The 17968-nt window shown below is 63.9% G+C and carries 12 protein-coding genes; 5 read left to right on the forward strand and 7 right to left on the reverse strand.

The features are described 5' to 3' along the window. The first annotated feature begins 9 nt into the window (after nt 1–9). The 5 genes from kdpC (at nt 10) to ACNQPL_RS13365 (ending at nt 7976) form a co-directional block, all read left to right on the forward strand. A complete protein-coding gene (gene kdpC / locus ACNQPL_RS13345) occupies nt 10–561 on the forward strand; it encodes a potassium-transporting ATPase subunit KdpC (RefSeq protein WP_346615116.1) in 552 nt (183 codons plus the stop codon). 121 nt (nt 562–682) lie between these two features. Then, nucleotides 683–3337 carry a DUF4118 domain-containing protein gene (locus ACNQPL_RS13350; protein WP_416466995.1) on the forward strand — a complete coding sequence of 885 codons (2655 nt, stop codon included), beginning with the start codon at nt 683–685 and terminating at the stop codon, nt 3335–3337. Then, nucleotides 3334–4029, forward strand: coding sequence for a response regulator (locus ACNQPL_RS13355; protein ID WP_416466996.1), 696 nt, complete (start codon nt 3334–3336; stop codon nt 4027–4029). Before ACNQPL_RS13350 ends, ACNQPL_RS13355 begins: the two co-directional genes overlap by 4 nt. Before the next feature lie 179 nt (nt 4030–4208). Then, nucleotides 4209–5561, forward strand: coding sequence for a spinster family MFS transporter (locus ACNQPL_RS13360; protein ID WP_416466997.1), 1353 nt, complete (start codon nt 4209–4211; stop codon nt 5559–5561). A gap of 222 nt (nt 5562–5783) precedes the next feature. Beyond that, complete coding sequence (locus ACNQPL_RS13365; protein WP_346615112.1) at nt 5784–7976, forward strand: TonB-dependent siderophore receptor; 2193 nt, start codon at nt 5784–5786, stop codon at nt 7974–7976. A gap of 133 nt (nt 7977–8109) precedes the next feature. Here the strand turns inward: ACNQPL_RS13365 and ACNQPL_RS13370 are convergent, their stop codons facing one another. From ACNQPL_RS13370 to gloB, 7 genes are all read right to left on the reverse strand, one after another. Then, a complete protein-coding gene (locus ACNQPL_RS13370) occupies nt 8110–9729 on the reverse strand; it encodes an ABC transporter ATP-binding protein (protein WP_416466998.1) in 1620 nt (539 codons plus the stop codon). Nucleotide 9730: 1 nt separating this feature from the next. Further along, nucleotides 9731–10750 (reverse strand): ABC transporter permease, encoded by a 1020-nt coding sequence (locus tag ACNQPL_RS13375; RefSeq protein ID WP_416466999.1) that lies wholly within the window; start codon nt 10748–10750, stop codon nt 9731–9733. Nucleotide 10751: 1 nt separating this feature from the next. After that, a complete protein-coding gene (locus ACNQPL_RS13380) occupies nt 10752–11825 on the reverse strand; it encodes a microcin C ABC transporter permease YejB (protein WP_387531258.1) in 1074 nt (357 codons plus the stop codon). 1 nt (nt 11826) lies between these two features. Then, on the reverse strand, nt 11827–13662 hold the full coding sequence (locus tag ACNQPL_RS13385; RefSeq protein ID WP_416467000.1) for an extracellular solute-binding protein: 1836 nt from the start codon (nt 13660–13662) through the stop codon (nt 11827–11829). Next, entirely contained in the window at nt 13659–15488 is a 1830-nt protein-coding gene (locus tag ACNQPL_RS13390) for an extracellular solute-binding protein (protein WP_416467001.1), read from the reverse strand. The genes ACNQPL_RS13385 and ACNQPL_RS13390 overlap by 4 nt, the downstream gene beginning before the upstream one ends. A gap of 159 nt (nt 15489–15647) precedes the next feature. Further along, a complete protein-coding gene (locus ACNQPL_RS13395) occupies nt 15648–17078 on the reverse strand; it encodes a lytic transglycosylase domain-containing protein (protein WP_346615106.1) in 1431 nt (476 codons plus the stop codon). 100 nt (nt 17079–17178) lie between these two features. Next, nucleotides 17179–17958 carry a hydroxyacylglutathione hydrolase gene (gene gloB, locus ACNQPL_RS13400; RefSeq protein WP_416467002.1) on the reverse strand — a complete coding sequence of 260 codons (780 nt, stop codon included), beginning with the start codon at nt 17956–17958 and terminating at the stop codon, nt 17179–17181. Nucleotides 17959–17968: the final 10 nt, after the last annotated feature.

Raw genomic sequence — 17968 nt, forward strand, 5'->3', positions numbered from 1 at the left:
GAGGCCATCATGAACACTTATGTACGCCCGGCGCTGAGCCTGATCCTGCTGATGACGGTGGTCACCGGCGCGCTGTATCCGCTGGCGGTGACCGGTATTGCCCAGGTGGCGTTCCCTGAACAGGCCAATGGCAGCCTGGTGCGCGATGACCAGGGCCAGGTGCGCGGCTCTGCGCTGATCGCCCAGGATTTCCAAGGCGATGGCTGGTTCCACTCGCGGCCATCGGCGGGGGCTTATGCCACCGTGGCCAGCAGTGCCAGCAACCTGTCGCCGAGCAACCCGGCGTTGGCCGAGCGGGTAGGCAGTGATGCTGCGAAGCTGTATCAGGCTGAGCAGGGGCCGGTGCCGCAGGCCCTGCTGACCACCTCTGGCAGTGGCCTGGACCCGCATTTGCCGCCTGAAGCTGTGGCCTATCAGATTGCGCGCGTGGCGGCAGCGCGCAAGCTACCGGCCGAGCGCTTGCAAGCCTTGCTCGAAGAGGCCACCCTCCACCCATTGATCGGCCCGCCTGTGGTCAATGTGCTGGCGCTGAACCAGGCCTTGGAGAAGCTGGGGCAGTAAGCCTGCTCCCACAGCTATTGCACCGCTCGCTGTGAGCTCCCTGTAGGAGCCGGCTTGCCGGCGATTGGCCTGCGAAGCAGGCCCAACCCTTGTCGATCGCCGCCATTTCGAAGGATGAAACATGAGTGACGCAGCCCGCGCAGACGCGCTGTTGGCCAACCTCCCGCGCGAAGGCCGTGGCAGGCTCAAGGTATTCCTCGGCGCCGCCCCCGGTGTAGGCAAGACCTACGCCATGCTCCAGGCCGCCCATGCCCAGCAACGCCAGGGGGTGCAGGTACTGGCGGGGGTGGTCGAAACCCACGGCCGCGCGGAAACCGAATCGCTGCTCGCCGGCCTGCTTCAGCAACCGCTGCTGCGCAGCGACTACCGTGGCGTCACCCTCGAAGAAATGGACCTCGATGGGCTGCTCAAGGCAACGCCTTCGTTGGCGTTGGTCGACGAGCTGGCCCACACCAACGCGCCGGGCAGCCGTCACGCCAAGCGCTGGCAGGACGTGCAGGAACTGCTCGCCGCCGGCATCGACGTGTATACCACGGTCAACGTCCAGCACCTGGAAAGCCTCAACGACAAGGTCCGCGACATCACCGGCGTGCAGGTGCGCGAAACCTTGCCGGACTGGGTATTGCAAGAAGCCTTCGAGCTGGTGCTGATCGACCTGCCGCCGCGCGAGCTGCTCGAACGCCTGCGCGAGGGCAAGGTGTACGTGCCCGAGCAGGCGCGGGCGGCGATCGATGCGTATTTTTCCCAGACCAACCTGACCGCACTGCGCGAGCTGGCGATGCAGACCGCCGCCGCTCAGGTCGACGCCGACCTGGCCCATGGCTATCGTCAGCGCGGCCAGGAGGCACCGGCCCTGCGTGGGCGCTTGCTGGTGGGCGTGGATGGCGACGACCAGGCCGAACGCCTGGTGCGCCACGCCAGCCGCGTCGCGCAGCGTCGGCATTTGCCCTGGAGCCTGGTGCATGTCGACAACGGCCGGCTGCGTGACGAAACCGCCCGCCAGCGCCTGCAGGCCGCCCAGCAGTTGGCCGAGCGCCTGGGCGGGGAAGTGGTGCTGCTGCGTGCGGGTGAAGTGGCGCGCACGCTGATCCAGCATGCTGGCGAGCGCCGTGCCAGCCTGGTGCTGGTGGGGCAGTCGCGTGATCGCCTGCGTCGCCGCCTGTTCGGCGCAGGCGTCGCCGCGCGGCTGCTACGCGAGAACCATGGCCTGGAAATCAACGTCCTCGACCGGGATAACCAGCCGGCGCCTGCGAGTGCTGCCGTGCAACGGGTATGGGTGTGGCGCCACTACGTGCTGGCGCTGGTCGCAACCGCGCTGGCGGCAGGCTTGTCGTGGGCGGTGTCCAGCGTGTTGGCGCTGCCCAACATCTCCCTGGTGTTCCTTGCTGCAGTGCTGCTGGTCGCGGTGCGCAGCAGCCTGGGCCCGGCGCTGGCCTGCGCCGCACTGTCGTTCCTGACCTACGACTTCCTGTTCATTCCGCCAAACTTTTCCTTCAGCATCCAGCGTGAAGAAGATGTGCTGACCCTGGTCTTCTTCCTGCTGATGGCCGCGCTCACCGGCAACCTCGCCGCGCGCCAGCGCCGCCAGCTGCAGGCCCTGCGCGAAACCCAGGCACAGACCAATCAACTGCTCGACCTGTCGCGCCGCCTGACCGTCGCCGCCGACCGCCAGGCCGTGTTCAACGCCGCGGGCCAGCACCTCGACGGCTGGCAGGACGTGCAGGTCTGCCTGCTCGAACGCAACCCGGAAGGCTTGCTGCAGCTGGCCAGTGGCGAGGCGCAGGGTTTGAGCGACAACGAACGTGCCGCCGCCGAATGGGCCTGGCAACACGGCCAGGCCGCCGGCCACGGCAGCGACACACTGCCCAACGGCCGCTGGTGGTGGTGGCCGTTGGCGGTCGATGAGCATCCCCTGGCCTTGCTTGGCGTGCGGCCACGTTCCGGCGAGCCGCTCAGTGCTCAGCGCCGGCGCTTGCTCATGGCGCTTGGCCAGCCCCTGGCCCAGGCCTTGGCACGCGCACGCCTGGCCGAGCAGCTGGAAGCGGCCCGCCTGCACGGCGAAACCGAACAACTGCGCAGCGCCTTGCTGGCTTCGGTCTCCCACGACCTGCGCACCCCGCTGACTGCCATGCGTGGCAGCATCGACAGCCTGCTGGCGCTGGGCGAGGCCATCCCCGTCGAGGACCGCCGCGAGCTGCTGGAAGGCACCCGCAACGAAGCCGAACGCCTCGATCGCTACATCCAGAACCTGCTCGACATGACCCGCCTCGGCCACGGCGGCCTCAAGCTTGCCCGCGACTGGGTGGCGCCCGCCGATATCGTCGGCAGCGCCCTCAACCGCCTGCGCGTGGTGCTGGCGCCACTGCGCGTGCACACCGATGTCCCTGCCGAACTGCCACTGCTGTTCGTCCACGCAGCGTTAATCGAGCAGGCGCTGGTCAACGTGCTGGAAAACGCCGCGCGCTTTTCGCCGGCCCAAGGCCGCCTGGACCTGGTGGTTTCGGTGCACGACGAACACCTGTGTTTCGCCGTCAGTGACCAGGGCCCTGGCATCCCCGTGGCCGAGCGCGAGAAGATTTTCGACATGTTCTACACCGCCGCCCGCGGCGACCGTGGCGGGCAAGGTACCGGCCTGGGCCTGGCGATCTGCCAGGGCATGATCGGCGCTCATGGCGGGCAGATTCTGGTCAGCGAAGGCATCGATGGCCACGGCACCTGCATCACACTATGCTTGCCGCTGCCTCAACAACCTGAAGCCGAAAGCGAAGCCCCATGAGCCAGTCCGCCACCCTCCTGGTCATCGATGACGAACCGCAGATCCGCAAATTCCTGCGCATCAGCCTGGCCTCCCAGGGTTACAAGGTGCTCGAAGCCGCCACCGGCAGCGAAGGCCTGGCCCAGGCCGCGCTGGCCAAGCCTGACCTGGTGGTGCTCGACCTCGGCCTGCCCGACATGGACGGGCAGCAGGTGCTGCGCGAATTGCGCGAGTGGAGTTCAGTGCCGGTGATGGTGCTGTCGGTGCGTGCCAGCGAAGTGCAGAAGGTCGATGCGCTGGATGGCGGCGCCAACGACTATGTGACCAAGCCGTTCGGCATCCAGGAATTTCTGGCCCGTGTGCGTGCGCTGCTGCGCCAGGTACCGCAGGCTGGTGGGGGCGAGGTGGCGGCAAGTTTCGGGCCGTTGACTGTGGACTTTGCGTTTCGCAAGGTGACCCTTGATGGCGTAGAGGTGGCGTTGACCCGCAAGGAGTACGCGCTGCTGGCGCAGCTGGCCGGGCACCCGGGGCGAGTGATAACCCAGCAGCAACTGCTGAAGGATATCTGGGGGCCGACGCATGTGGAGGACACCCATTACCTGCGCATTGTGGTGGGGCATCTGCGGCAGAAGCTGGGGGATGACCCTACGGCACCGCGGTTCATCATTACCGAGGCGGGTGTTGGTTACAGGCTGGTGGCGCCTGCGAACTAACGGCATGCACAAGCCTAGTTTCTGCAGAGAGCCATTGGAGCGCGCTGAACTGGAGTAGACGTGGCGATCCCCATTCCCCGTTATCAGCGCGGTCAATGTTGGCAGACGGATCCACGCTCCGCCGGTAGATTCGTCAGGCGTGCTGGAAGCCCCGAACAACAATAACGAGGGACCCGACAATGCCGACCGCCACCCAAGCGAGCAACGCCTGGCGCATTCTGTTTCTGCTGTTCCTGGCCAACCTGTTCAACTTCTTCGATCGCACCATCCCTGCCATCATCATCGAGCCGATCCGCCTGGAGTGGCACCTCAGCGACTTCCAGATCGGCCTGATCGGCACCGCCTTCACCTTGGTATACGCCATAGCCGGCCTGCCGCTGGCGCGCATGGCCGACACCGGTTCACGCAGCCGCTTGATGGGCTGGGGGCTGATGGCCTGGAGCGGGCTGACGGCGGTCAACGGCATGGTCGGCAGTTTTTGGAGTTTCCTGCTGGTACGCATGGGCGTGGGCATCGGCGAGGCCAGTTACGCGCCCGCCGCCAACTCGCTGATCGGCGATTTGTTTCCCGCCGAGCGGCGGGCGAGGGCGATGGGCATTTTCATGCTCGGCCTGCCGTTGGGCTTGTTGCTGGCCTTTTTCACCATCGGCGCCATGGTCCAGGCCTTCGGCAGCTGGCGAGCACCGTTCTTCATCGCCGCTGTGCCCGGCGTGCTGCTGGCGCTGTTCCTGTTCATGATCCGCGAGCCCGCACGTGGCGCGGCGGAGGTGGTAGCCGTTTCCCAGGCGCCAGTGGACCACCCCCTGCGCCGGGTACTCAGCGTGCCTACATTTGCCTGGCTGGTGCTGGCCGGCCTGACCTTCAATTTTGCTTCGTACGCCTGCAATTCGTTTATGGTGCCGATGCTGCAGCGCTACTTCGAATTGCCCCTGCAGCAGGCAGCGGTGGCCACCGGCGTGATCGTCGGCCTGACTGGCCTGGTGGGGCTGACCCTTGGTGGGTGGGTGGCCGACAAGGTGCATCAGCGGTTCGCCAACGGTCGGCTGCTGTTCGCCGTATTGAGCATGCTGGTGGCAACGCTGGCCACCGCCTGGGCGCTGCACGCCGGGCGTATCGAACTGGGCCTGTTCGTGGCCGTTTTCGGTGTCGGTTGGCTGTTTTCGTACAACTTCTACACCTGTGTGTACACCGCAATCCAGGACGTGGTGCAACCCCGCCTGCGGGCCACGGCCATGGCCCTGTACTTCGCCGGCCTGTATCTGCTCGGCGGCGGCTTGGGCCCGGTGGTGGTGGGAGGGCTGTCAGACCACTTCGCCGTGGCCGCCATGGACGCGGCGGGGGAAGCAGTGATGAACGAGGCGTTCAAGGCCGAAGGGCTGCATGACGCGATGTACCTGATACCCGTGGCGCTGATGCTGACCATGGTGTTTCTGTTGGCGGCGTCGCGGTGCTTCAGCCGGGATGCCCAGCGGATGCGCGAGGGCATGGCGGCCGACTGCGAAATAGAGGTGGGCAAAGCCGCCCAAGCCTGAAGCCAAGCCTGCAAAGCGCCGGGGGAGCAACTCCCCCGGCAGAGCACATCGCTCCAATACGCGTTGTCGCCAGCGCTTTAGCATGCTCGTCCGGTGAAGGCTTCAGGCGCCACTTGTCCAGTACATGGCATTTGGCCGCATTGCAGGTTGATGTTTGTATTTGCGAAGCATTAACATTTACGCCCTCACTCCTACTCCCTACTCCCTGTCAGGATTCGAACGATGGCGTCTCGCTTTCCATCACGCCCAGCCTTGCTGGCGCTCTGCTGTTCCGTAACGTTGATGGCGCACGCTGGCGAACCGATCCAGCTCGAAGCCACCGACGTCAACGCCGATGCCGTGAAGCCCAGCCCCAATGCGCTGCCGGAGGCATTTGCCGGTGGCCAGGTCGCACGGGGTGGGCAGATGGGGGTGTTGGGCAACCAGGACAACATGGATGTCCCGTTCACCATGACCAGCTACACGTCAAAGGTAATTGAGGATCAGCAGGCCGAGGACATCGGCGATGTACTGGCCAATGACCCGTCAGTGCGCGAGTCGTATGGTTTCGGTAACCAGGCCAAGGTCTTCGTGATTCGTGGCCTGCCGCTGGCCGGGGACGACATTTCGTTCAATGGGCTGTACGGCATTCTGCCGCGCCAGATCATGTCCACCGACGGTGTGGAGCGTGTCGAGGTGTTCAAGGGCCCCAATGCCTTTCTCAACGGTGTGAGCCCGACCGGCACCGGCCTGGGCGGTAACGTCAACCTGCAACCCAAGCGCGCCGACGACGTCCCGACCCGCCGCTACACCCAGGACATCAGCTCTGATGGGCGCATCGGCGAGCACCTGGACATCGGCCAGCGCTTTGGCGAAGACAACCGCTTTGGCGCACGCCTCAACCTGAGCCAGCGCGAAGGCGAAACTGCCGTCGATGACCAGGACCAGCGCACCAAGCTGTTCACTGCCGGCCTCGACTACCGAGGCGACGGCTTCCGTGTTTCGACCGACGTCGGCTACCAGAAGCAGCGCATCAACCACCTGCGTAACTCGGTGCGCCCGGGCACAGCCAGCAAAGTGCCGACGGCGCCAGACGCCAGCCGCAACTACGGCCAGGATTGGACCTACAGCGAGTCGGAAGACACCTTCGGCATGGCCCGTGGCGAATGGGACTTGAACGACAGCTGGACCGCCTACCTGGCCGGCGGCGCCCGGCATACCCGCGAGCACGGTACCTACGGCACGCCAGTGCTGGTCGGCAATAGCGGCCTGGCCACGCTCTCCGGGTCGGATATCGTTCACGGTGAGGACAACACCAGTTTCAGCGCCGGTCTCAATGGCCGCCTGCAGACCGGCCCCTTCAGCCATCAGATCGCAGTGGGCGCCACAACCCTGTGGACGCAGCAGAAAAACGCCTACACCTTCTATCGCTCCACCGCCGGCAACACCAATATCTACAACCCGGTGGCGCTGACGAAACCGACGGATGTGAGTATCACGGGTGGCGAGATGGGTGACCCGGGTGTGACCGGCAAAACCCGTAACCGCAGCATTGCCGTTTCCGACACGGTCGGTATGTTCGACGACCGACTGCTGCTGACCTACGGCGTGCGCCGCCAGCAATTGCGAGTAGAAAACTACTTGTATGACGGCACTACATCCAACGGCGTCGCCAACCCCGCCAATGACGGCAGCCGCAATGGCGACCCCTACGAAAAAGGCGTCACTACACCGGTCTATGGCATCGTGTTCAAGGCGACCGACAGCATCTCGTTGTACGCGAACCGGATCGAGGGCCTGGCCCAGGGCCCGACCGCGCCGGCCAACACCGTCAACGCGGGTCAGATGTTCCCACCCGGTCGCACCAAGCAGCTCGAGGCGGGCATCAAGCTCGACAAGCAGACCTATGGCGCGAACCTGGCGGTGTTCCGCATCGAAAAGCCGTCGGATGGCTATACCTTGGGCAACACCTATATCCGCGATGGCGAGCAGGTCAACAAAGGCCTGGAGCTGAGTGTGTATGGCGAACCCATCGAAGGCCTGCGCCTGATGGCGGGCGGTACGCGCATGACGTCTGAGCAGAAGAAGACCCTGAACGGTACCAACGACGGCAACCACGCCATCGGCGTGCCGACCTTCCAGCTGAACGCCAGCGTGGACTGGGATGTGCCCGGCGTCCCTGGCCTGGCGCTCAACGCTCGGATGTTGCGCACCGGCGGCCAGTACGTCGACGCCGCCAACAACCTCAGCCTGCCGACCTGGAACCGCTTCGACGCCGGCGCCCGGTACAAGCTGAAGCTCGCCGAGAAAGACCTGACGCTGCGGGTGAACGTTGAAAACCTCACCGACAAGAACTACTGGGCCTCGGCCAATGGCGGTTACATGACCCAGGGCGATCCGCGCTTGGTGAAGTTCTCGGGCACGATTGATTTCTGACACCTGGCAGATCAACCCGTCGAGTTTCTGTTGCTGAGATTTCAAGTGGTCAGGCTGAGTCGAATGGCACGGGCTTGCCCGTGATCGCGGGCAAGCCCGCTCCTACAGGGCTTGCAAGGTAGGCTTTTGCAAACTATTGCTGGGTGCCGACCGCCTCTACCTTGAGGAACGCGGCTTCCAGCAGTTTGCGGGTGTACGGATGCTGGGGCTCATGGAAGATGGCCTGCGCGTCTCCCTGTTCCACCACATGCCCGTGCTTGATCACCATAAGCTGATGACTCAACGCCTTGACCACCGCCAGGTCATGGCTGATGAACAGATACGTCAGGTTGTACTTTTGCTGAAGATTGCGCAGCAACTCCACGACTTGGCGCTGTACCGTCCGGTCCAGCGCCGAGGTCGGTTCATCCAGCAGAATCAATGCGGGCTTCAACACCAGTGCTCGGGCAATGGCGATACGTTGGCGCTGGCCACCGGAAAACTCATGGGGGTAACGGTGGCGGGTACGCGGGTCCAGTCCCACTTCCTCCAGCGCGGCGATAATCGCCGCTTCCTGTTCTTCGGCGGTGCCGATCTTGTGGATGCGCAGCCCCTCGCCAACGATATCTGCCACACACATCCGTGGGCTCAGGCTGCCAAACGGGTCCTGAAACACCACCTGCATCTCCCGGCGCAGAGGCCGTACTTCCTTCTGGTTCAACCCTTCGAGTGACTGCCCGTGGAAGCGGATGCCACCCTGGCTTGAGATCAAGCGCAAGATCGCCAACCCCAGCGTCGACTTGCCCGACCCGGACTCACCGACAATCCCCAGCGTCTGCCCTTGCGGCAAGCTGAAGTTGATCCCGTCCACCGCTTTTACGTGGTCGACCGTGCGCCGCAGCAACCCTTTCTTGATCGGGAACCACACCTTCAGGTCAGTCACCTCCAGCAGCGGTGCCCCCACAGGGTTGTGCGCAGGCCCACCGCTGGGTTCGGCATTGATCAGCATCTGCGTGTAATGGTGCTGCGGCGCGCTGAACAAGGTTGCGCAATCGGCCTCCTCGACAATCTTGCCGCGCTGCATCACGCACACCCGGTGGGCAATGCGCCGCACCAGGTTGAGGTCATGGCTGATCAGCAGCAGCGCCATGCCCAGCCGCGCCTGCAGTTCCTTGAGCAGGTCCAGGATCTTCAACTGCACGGTCACGTCGAGGGCCGTGGTCGGTTCATCGGCAATCAGCAGCTCCGGCTCGTTGGCCAGCGCCATGGCAATCATCACCCGCTGGCGCTGCCCGCCGGACAGCTCGTGGGGCAAGGCCTTCAGGCGCTTGCGCGGCTCTGGAATGCCTACCAGTTCCAGCAGCTCCAGCGTGCGCGCCGTGGCCTCTTTGCCGGTAAGGCCTTTGTGTATCAGAAGAATTTCGTTGATCTGCTTTTCGATGCAGTGCAGCGGGTTCAGCGAGGTCATCGGCTCCTGGAAGATCATCGCAATGCGGTTGCCGCGAATGCGCTGCATGGCTTTTTCGCCTTGCTGCAGCAGGTCCTTGCCCTCATAGCCGATGGTGCCGCTTGGGTGGCGAGCCAACGGGTAGGGCAGCAGGCGCAGAATCGAGTGGGCAGTCACGGACTTGCCCGAGCCGCTTTCGCCCACCAGCGCCAACGTTTCACCCTTGCGGATATCGAAGCTGATGCCGTCGACCACGCGGTTGACCTGGTCGCCGGTAACGAATTCCACCGCCAGGTCGCGCACTTCGATCAGGTTCTGTTCACTCATTTCACTTCCTCGGGTCGAAGGCATCGCGGGCGGACTCGCCGATGAATACCAGCAGGCTCAACATGATCGCCAGCACGGCGAAGGCGCTGATGCCCAGCCACGGCGCCTGCAGGTTGGACTTGCCCTGGGCGACCAGCTCGCCCAGCGACGGCGCGCCGGGTGGCAGGCCGAAGCCGAGGAAGTCCAGGGCAGTGAGGGTGCCGATGGCGCCGGTGAGAATGAACGGCATGAAGGTCATGGTCGAGATCATCGCGTTGGGCAGGATGTGCCGGTACATGATCGCGCCATTGCGCATGCCCAGGGCGCGGGCGGCGCGCACGTATTCGAGGTTGCGCCCGCGCAGGAACTCGGCGCGCACCACGTCCACCAGGCTCATCCACGAGAACAGCAGCATGATGCCCAGCAACCACCAGAAGTTGGGCTGTACGAAGCTGGCCAGGATGATCAGCAGGTACAGCACCGGCAAACCGGACCATATCTCCAGAAAGCGCTGGCCGACCAGGTCTACCCAGCCACCGTAGAAGCCTTGCAGTGCGCCGGCAATCACGCCGACAACGGAGCTGAGCAGGGTCAGGGTGAGGGCGAACAGCACCGAGATGCGGAAGCCGTAAATCACCCGCGCCAGCACGTCGCGGCCCTGGTCGTCGGTGCCCAGCAGGTTGTCCGCCGAGGGCGGAGCAGGGGCGGGCACGCGCAGGTCGTAGTTGATGCTCTGGTAGCTGAACGGGATCGGCGCCCACAGCACGAAGCTGTCCTTTTTGGCCAGCAGTTCGCGGATGTAGGGGCTCTTGTAGTTGGCCTCCAACGGGAATTCGCCACCGAAGGTGGTTTCCGGGTAGCGCTTGAAGGCTGGGAAGTACCACTCGCCGTCGTAGCGCACGGCAATCGGTTTGTCGTTGGCGATCAGCTCGGCGCCCAGGCTCAGGCCGAACAGGATCAGGAACAGCCACAGCGACCACCAGCCCCGGCGGTTGGCCTTGAAGCGCTCGAAGCGCCGACGATTGAGAGGGGACAAGGCCATGTCAGTGCTCCCGGCTGGCAAAGTCGATGCGCGGATCGACCAGGGTGTAGGTGAGGTCGCCGATCAGTTTCACCACGAGCCCCAGCAGGGTGAAGATGAACAGGGTGCCGAACACCACCGGGTAGTCGCGGTTGATCGCGGCTTCAAAACTCATCAGGCCCAGGCCGTCGAGGGAGAAGATCACTTCGATCAGCAAGGAGCCTGTGAAGAAGATGCCGATGAACGCCGAGGGGAAGCCGGCGATCACCAGCAGCATGGCGTTGCGGAACACGTGGCCGTAGAGCACGCGCGGGCGGCTCAGGCCCTTGGCCTTGGCGGTGACCACGTACTGCTTGTTGATCTCGTCGAGGAAGCTGTTCTTGGTCAGCAGGGTCATGGTGGCGAAGTTGCCGATCACCAGTGCGGTGATGGGCAGTACCAGGTGCCAGAAGTAGTCGAGCACCTTGCCGGTGGTAGACAGCTCGTCGAAGTTGTTCGAGGTCAACCCGCGCAGCGGGAACCAGTCGAAGTAACTGCCACCGGCGAACAGCACGATCAGCAGGATGGCGAACAGGAACGCGGGGATGGCGTAGCCGACGATGATTGCCGAGCTGGTCCAGACGTCGAAATGGCTGCCGTGACGCACCGCCTTGGCGATCCCCAGCGGGATCGACACCAGGTACATGATCAATGTGCTCCACAGCCCCAGCGAGATCGACACGGGCATCTTCTCCATGATCAGGTCGATGACCTTGGCATCGCGAAAGAAGCTGTCGCCGAAGTCCAGCTGGGCGTAGTTCTTGACCATGATCCACAAGCGCTCGGGCGGCGACTTGTCGAAGCCGTACATGCGCTCGATTTCGGCGATCAAGGCCGGGTCAAGCCCCTGGGCGCCGCGGTAGTTGGAACCGGCCACGGCCACCTCGGCGCCGCCACCGGCAATGCGGCTGGTGGCGCCTTCGAAGCCTTCGAGTTTGGCGATCATCTGTTCCACCGGGCCCCCGGGGGCGGCCTGAACGATGATGAAGTTGATGACCAGGATGCCGAACAGGGTCGGGATGATCAGCAGCAGGCGGCGCAGGATGTAGGCCAGCATGTCAGTTGGCCTCTTCCACGGGCGCTTCGGTCACGGCAGGCGTGACCCCTGGCTTGATCCACCAGGTGTCGATGCCGACGTCGTATTTGGGCGAAACCTTGGGGTGGCCGATATGGTTCCAGTAGGCCACGCGCCAGGTCTTGATGTGCCAGTTGGGGATCACGTAGTAGCCCCACAGCAGCACGCGGTCGAGGGCGCGGCAGTGGTTGATCAGGCTCTGGCGCGAGTCGGCGTTGATCAGTTGCTCGACCAGTTGGTCGATGGCCGGGTCGCGCAGGCCCATGAAGTTGCGGCTGCCGGGGTTGTCTGCCGCCACGCTGGACCAGAACTCGCGCTGTTCGTTACCGGGCGAGTTGGACTGCGGATAACCACCGACGATCATGTCGAAGTCGCGTGAACGCAGGCGTGTGATGTATTGCGAAACGTCGACACGGCGGATGTTCAGGTCGATGCCCAGGTCAGCCAGGTTGCGCTTGAACGGCAACAGGATGCGCTCGAACTCCGTCTGGGCCAGCAGAAACTCGATGGCGACCGGCTTGCCGTCCTTGTCGACCATCTTGTCGTTGACGATCTTCCAGCCGGCGTCCTGCAGCAATTTGTAAGCCTGGCGCTGCTGCTCGCGGATCATGCCGCTGCCGTCGGTGACCGGGTTGTGGAAGGCCTCGCTGAACACCTGCTCGGGCACCTTGCCGCGCAGCGGTTCGAGGATTCTCAGTTCGTCTGGGGAGGGCAGGGCCCTGGCGGCCATGTCGGAGTTTTCAAAGTAGCTGCCGGTGCGGGTGTAGGCGCCGTTGAACAGTTGCTTGTTGGTCCACTCGAAGTCCAGCAGCAGGCTCAGCGCCTGGCGCACGCGGATGTCCTGGAACACCGGCTTGCGCAGGTTGAAAATGAAACCCTGCATGCCGGTGGGGTTGCCGTTGGGCAGTTCTTCCTTGATCAGGCGGCCGTCACGTACCGCCGGCACGTTGTACGCAGTGGCCCAGTTTTTTGCACTGACCTCCAGGCCGTAGTCGTACTGGCCGGCCTTGAGCGCCTCGAGGGCGACGGTGTTGTCGCGGTAGGAGTCGAAGGTCATGGCATCGAAATTGAACTGGCCACGGTTGATCGGCAGGTCCTTTGCCCAGTAGTCCTTGACCCGTTCGTAACGGATCGAACGGCCGGCCTTGACCTCGGTGATCTTGTACGGGCCGCTGCCCAGCGGGATCTCCAGGTTGCCGCGGTTGAAATCGCGGCCTTCATACCAGTGCTTGGGCAGCACAGGCAGTTGACCGAGGATCAGCGGCAGTTCGCGGTTGTTGCTGTGCTTGAACTTGAACAGCACGCGCAGCGGGTCTTCGGCAACCACTTCGGCGACGTCGCCGTAGTACTGCCGGTACAGCGGTGCGCCGTCCTTGATCAGGGCGTTGAAGGTGAATACCACGTCATCGGCGCGCATGGGGTGGCCGTCGTGGAAACGTGCCTCGGGGCGCAGGTAGAAGCGCACCCAGCTGTTGTCCGGGGCCTTTTCGATCTTGCCGGCCACCAAGCCGTACTCGGTGAACGGCTCGTCCAGGCTCTGGCGCATCAGGGTGTCGTAGATGGCGCTGACGTTTTCGGCGGCGACGCCCTTGTTGATGAACGGGTTGAGGCTGTCGAACCCGCCGAAGCTGGACTGACGGAAGGTGCCGCCCTTGGGCGCATCGGGGTTCACGTAGTCGAAATGCGCGAAGCTGGCTGGGTACTTCGGCGGTTCATCGTAGAGGGTCAGTGCGTGTTGCGGTGCGGCCAGGGCCGGCAGGCTCAGGCAGGCGAGCAACAGGCTGCCTGCCAGCTGGCGCAGGCGGTTGCTGGGCATCATTGGGCTTTCTCCGAAGTCTTTAGCCACCAGGTGTTCAGCCCGAGGGTGTAGGGCGGCGTGGTGACGAAGCCGAACCGGTTGCGGTAGGCCAGGCGGTGATTGTCGAGATACCAGTTGGGGATCATGTAGTACTGCCATGAAAGCACGCGGTCCAGGGCGCGGGCGGCGGCGACCTGGTCGTCGCGGGTGCGCGCGGCGAGCAAGGTGTCGAGCAGGTGGTCGACCACCGGGTCCTTGACCCCAGCATAGTTCTTGCTGCCTTTCGTCGCGGCCTGGCTTGAGTGGAAGTACAGCCACTGTTCGAGGCCGGGGCTCAGGGTCTGGCTCAGGGTCATCAGGATCATGTCGAAGTCGAACTGGTCCAGGCGTTGTTTGTACTGGGCACGGTCGACGGTGCGCAAATGGGCGTCGATGCCGATGCTGGCCAGGTTTTCGACATAAGGCTGCAGAATGCGTTCGAGGTTAGGGTTCACCAGCAGCAGCTCCATGCGCAGCTGCTTGCCGTTCTTGTCTACCAGGCGTTGGCCGTCGAGATTCCAGCCGGCCTGATTGAGCAAGCCCAAAGCCTGGCGCAGGGTTCGGCGGCTGATGCCGCGCCCATCGGTGTGGCTCACCTGGTAGGGCTGGGTGAACAGCTTTGCTGGCAACTGGTCGCGCAGCGGCGCCAGCAGCAGCCACTCCTTGCCCGTCGGCAAGCCTGCGGCCGCAAACTCGCTGTTGGGGTAATAGCTGGTCGAGCGGCGGTAGGCACTGCTGAACAGGGCGCGGTTGGTCCACTCGAAATCGAGCATCAGGCCCAGCGCCTGACGCACCCGGCTGTCGCTGAAGGTGGCCCGGCGGCTGTTCATGAACAGGCCCTGGGTCTGGGTCGGGATGCGGTGAGGGATCTGGGCCTTGATCACTTCGCCACGGCGCACGGCCGGGAAGTTGTACCCGTTGGCCCAGTTCTTCGCCTGGTGCTCGATATAAATGTCGAACTCGCCGGCCTTGAAGGCTTCGAACGCCACAGTAGCGTCACGGTAGAACTCGTACTCGACGCGGTTGAAGTTGTATTTACCGCGGTTCACTGCCAGGTCTTTGCCCCAGTAGCGCTTCACCCGCTCGAACACCAGGCGCCGGCCTGGTTGCACCTGGATGATGCGGTAGGGGCCGCTGCCCAGTGGTGGCTCGAAGGTGGTGGCCTGGAAGTCGCGGCCTTGCCAATAGTGCTTGGGCAGCACGGGCATTTCACCCAGGCGCAGGATCAGCAGCGGGTTACCAGCGCGCTTGAAGACGAAGCGGATGCGCAGTGGGCTGAGGATGTCGACGCGCTGTACTTCCTGCAGGTTGGTGCGGTAGATCGGGTGGCCTTCCTTGAGCAAGGTGCGGTAGGAAAAGGCCACGTCCGCCGAAGTGATCGGCTGGCCGTCATGCCAGCGGGCTTCCGGGCGCAGATTGAACACCACCCAGCTGCGGTCCTCGCTGTACTCCACCGAGCGCGCGATCAGGCCGTAGCTGGAAGTAGGTTCGTCACCTGAAGGGTCGTACTGGCCGGTGCCCACCATCAGCGTCTCGTTCAGCTCGCTGATGCCGTACTGCAAGAAATTCGGCGTGGTGACCGGGCTGGAGCCCTTGAAGGTGTAGGGGTTGAGCGTGTCGAACGTGCCGAATGCCATGGCCCGCAAGGTACCGCCTTTGGGCGCTTGCGGGTTGACCCAATCGAAGTGGGTGAATGTGGCTGGGTACTTGAGCGTGCCGAACTGCGCGTATCCGTGGCTTTCGCTCACCATCGCGGCTGCGGGAAAGCTCAAGGCCAGGCTGAGTGACAGCAGGAGGGGACGTATCAAGTCGGCATCCGATCCAGAGGCGTTGGGCTTTGGTCGGCGTACAGTAACAGCTTGGCGGGGTTGGAAAAAGGGTGTGCCAGGTGGGACATCAGGGGCTGCCTTGCAGCCCATTCGCGGGCTTGCCCCGCGAATGGGGCGCGGAGCGGCCCCAGGTTTGCATCAATGCGACAGGTAGACGGTCAGGGTCTGGCCTGGCTTCAGCGCATGCCCGCTGCGCGGATTCCAGCGCTTGAGGTGTTGCATTTCGACATTGAAACGTTTTGCCACCAAATACAGTGAGTCACCCTTGCGCACCTTGTACTGGGTCGAGCGCTTCGAGGACGCTGCGACGCGGTTACCCGCTGCACTCGGCGCATTGCCGCCGCGCAATGCCAGCACCTGGCCGGCCTTCACGCGGTTACCCGGCAGCTTGTTCCAGCGCTGGATGTCCTTGACCGACACGCGGTTGGCCTTGGCGATGGTGCTCAGGTTGTCGCCACGCTTCACCCGGTAGCTGCGCGCGGTTGCCGGCGCCTTGCCTTCGGCCACGGCGCGGGCGAACACGGCCTTGTTCGGCTGCAGGCTGACCAGTTGTTCTGGCTTAAGGTTGGACAGGCTGGCGGACAGCAGTTGCGCCTTGGCGGTCGGCACCAGCAGTTGCTTGGGGCCGTCCACGGTCATGCGCTTCTTGAACGCCGGGTTGAGCTGGATCAGCTCGTCTTCGTCGATGTTGGCGAAGGCGGCGACCCGCGACAGGTCGAGGCGGTCGTTGATGGCGACGGCTTCAAAGTAGGGTTCGTTGGCGATCGGGTTGAGGTTTACGCCATAGGCCTCGGGGGTCGACACCACCTGCGACAGGGCCAGCAGCTTGGGCACGTAGTCGCGGGTTTCCTGCGGCAGGGGCAGGTTCCAGTAGTCGGTCGGCAGGCCGAGCTTCTCGTTGCGCTCGATGGCCCGGCTGACGGTGCCTTCCCCGGCGTTGTAAGCGGCCAGGGCCAGCAGCCAGTCGCCGTTGAACATGTCGTGCAGGCGCGTCAGGTAGTCCAGCGCGGCATTGGTCGACGCGGTGACGTCGCGGCGGCCGTCGTAGAAATTGGTCTGGCGCAGGTTGAAGTGGCGGCCGGTCGCGGGCATGAACTGCCACATGCCTGCGGCGCTTGCGCGGGAGTAGGCCATCGGGTTGTAGGCGCTTTCGATGGCGGGCAACAGCGCCAGCTCCAGCGGCATGTTGCGCTCTTCGAGACGCTCGACGATGTAATGCAGGTAGAGGCTGCCGCGTTCGCCTGCGCTTTCGATGAAGGTCGGGTTGCTGGCGAACCACAGGCGCTGCTGCTCGATGCGCGGGTTGACGTCGATGCTGTCCTGCAGCGCGAAGCCCTGGCGCATGCGTTCCCACACATCCTGTGGCGCCTGCTCGACGGGTTTCACCGCGAGCGGGGCTGGCTTGTGCTTGATCCGCGCCTGGTAGCTGTGTGCGCGAACACTGTCGGATTCGTCGAGCTGACGGGTGCTCTGGCAGCCCACCAGGGTGGCGGCCAGCGCCAGCGCACTGATTTGGGCCAGGCGCGTCAAGGCGACTGAATGAGAGGTTCTGCGGCTACGGGAAGACATCGGCTGGGACAGGTATCCGGGCAAAAAATTTCGGCGATTCTAGGAACCGCATCCAGCCGGGTCAACCTTCCGTGGCACTTTGCGATATATCTTCAGGTTATCAGAAGCTGTCCTTCCAAGACCTCAAGGCAGCAAAAACAGTGACCTGCGTGTCGTTTGAACGTCCCTTCCATTCGTCTGCTTTTTGTTTAACTAATGTTTCAGAGGTACGCAAAAAGGGGTTGGTCAGCCGTTCCAGGCCTATGGTTGATGGCAAGGTGATGCGATTGTCGGCGCGCAACCGGGTAACGTCCTCGAAACGTTGCTGAACGTGTGGGTTTTGCGGTTCGACAGCCTTGGCGAAGCGCAGGTTGCTCAAGGTGTATTCGTGGGCGCAGTACACTTCGGTCTGTTCAGGCAGCGCCGCCAGGCGGGCGAGGGCAGGCTGCATTTGCTCCGGCGTACCTTCGAACATCCGCCCACAACCGGCGGCGAACAGCGTGTCGCCACTGAACAGCACGGGTGTGGCAGGCTGCGGGCTGAAGAAGGCGATATGGCCCAAGGTGTGGCCAGGCACGGCCAGTACCTGGAAGGTCACGCCCAGCACCGTGACCTGGTCACCCTCGTCCAGGGCCAGGTCGCGACAGGGGATCTGCTCGTTGGCCGGGCCGCAGACGCGGGCACCGGTCAGTTGCTTGAGCCGTGCCACACCGCCGACATGGTCCTGGTGATGGTGGGTCACCAGGATGTCTGCCAGCACCCAGCCGGGGTTGGCGGCCAGCCAGGCTTCCACCGGGCCGGCATCACCGGGGTCGACCACCGCGCAGCGTCGTTTGGCAGTATCCTGTAACAACCAGATGTAGTTGTCGGAGAAAGCGGGGAGAGCATCGATCTGTATCATGGTGCGGATC

It is taken from the genome of Pseudomonas sp. LFS044, from assembly GCF_047978245.1.
In the GTDB taxonomy this organism is placed as follows: Bacteria; Pseudomonadota; Gammaproteobacteria; order Pseudomonadales; family Pseudomonadaceae; genus Aquipseudomonas.

What these genes read in the sequence shown, in the direction of transcription:
- ACNQPL_RS13385 (WP_416467000.1), bottom strand. Translation starts at nt 13,662, where the DNA reads ATGATGCCCAGCAACCGCCTGCGCCAGCTGGCAGGCAGCCTGTTGCTC.
- ACNQPL_RS13360 (WP_416466997.1), top strand. Translation starts at nt 4,209, where the DNA reads ATGCCGACCGCCACCCAAGCGAGCAACGCCTGGCGCATTCTGTTTCTG.
- ACNQPL_RS13380 (WP_387531258.1), bottom strand. Translation starts at nt 11,825, where the DNA reads ATGCTGGCCTACATCCTGCGCCGCCTGCTGCTGATCATCCCGACCCTG.
- gloB (WP_416467002.1), bottom strand. Translation starts at nt 17,958, where the DNA reads ATGATACAGATCGATGCTCTCCCCGCTTTCTCCGACAACTACATCTGG.
- ACNQPL_RS13365 (WP_346615112.1), top strand. Translation starts at nt 5,784, where the DNA reads ATGGCGTCTCGCTTTCCATCACGCCCAGCCTTGCTGGCGCTCTGCTGT.
- kdpC (WP_346615116.1), top strand. Translation starts at nt 10, where the DNA reads ATGAACACTTATGTACGCCCGGCGCTGAGCCTGATCCTGCTGATGACG.
- ACNQPL_RS13395 (WP_346615106.1), bottom strand. Translation starts at nt 17,078, where the DNA reads ATGTCTTCCCGTAGCCGCAGAACCTCTCATTCAGTCGCCTTGACGCGC.
- ACNQPL_RS13355 (WP_416466996.1), top strand. Translation starts at nt 3,334, where the DNA reads ATGAGCCAGTCCGCCACCCTCCTGGTCATCGATGACGAACCGCAGATC.
- ACNQPL_RS13350 (WP_416466995.1), top strand. Translation starts at nt 683, where the DNA reads ATGAGTGACGCAGCCCGCGCAGACGCGCTGTTGGCCAACCTCCCGCGC.
- ACNQPL_RS13375 (WP_416466999.1), bottom strand. Translation starts at nt 10,750, where the DNA reads ATGGCCTTGTCCCCTCTCAATCGTCGGCGCTTCGAGCGCTTCAAGGCC.
- ACNQPL_RS13370 (WP_416466998.1), bottom strand. Translation starts at nt 9,729, where the DNA reads ATGAGTGAACAGAACCTGATCGAAGTGCGCGACCTGGCGGTGGAATTC.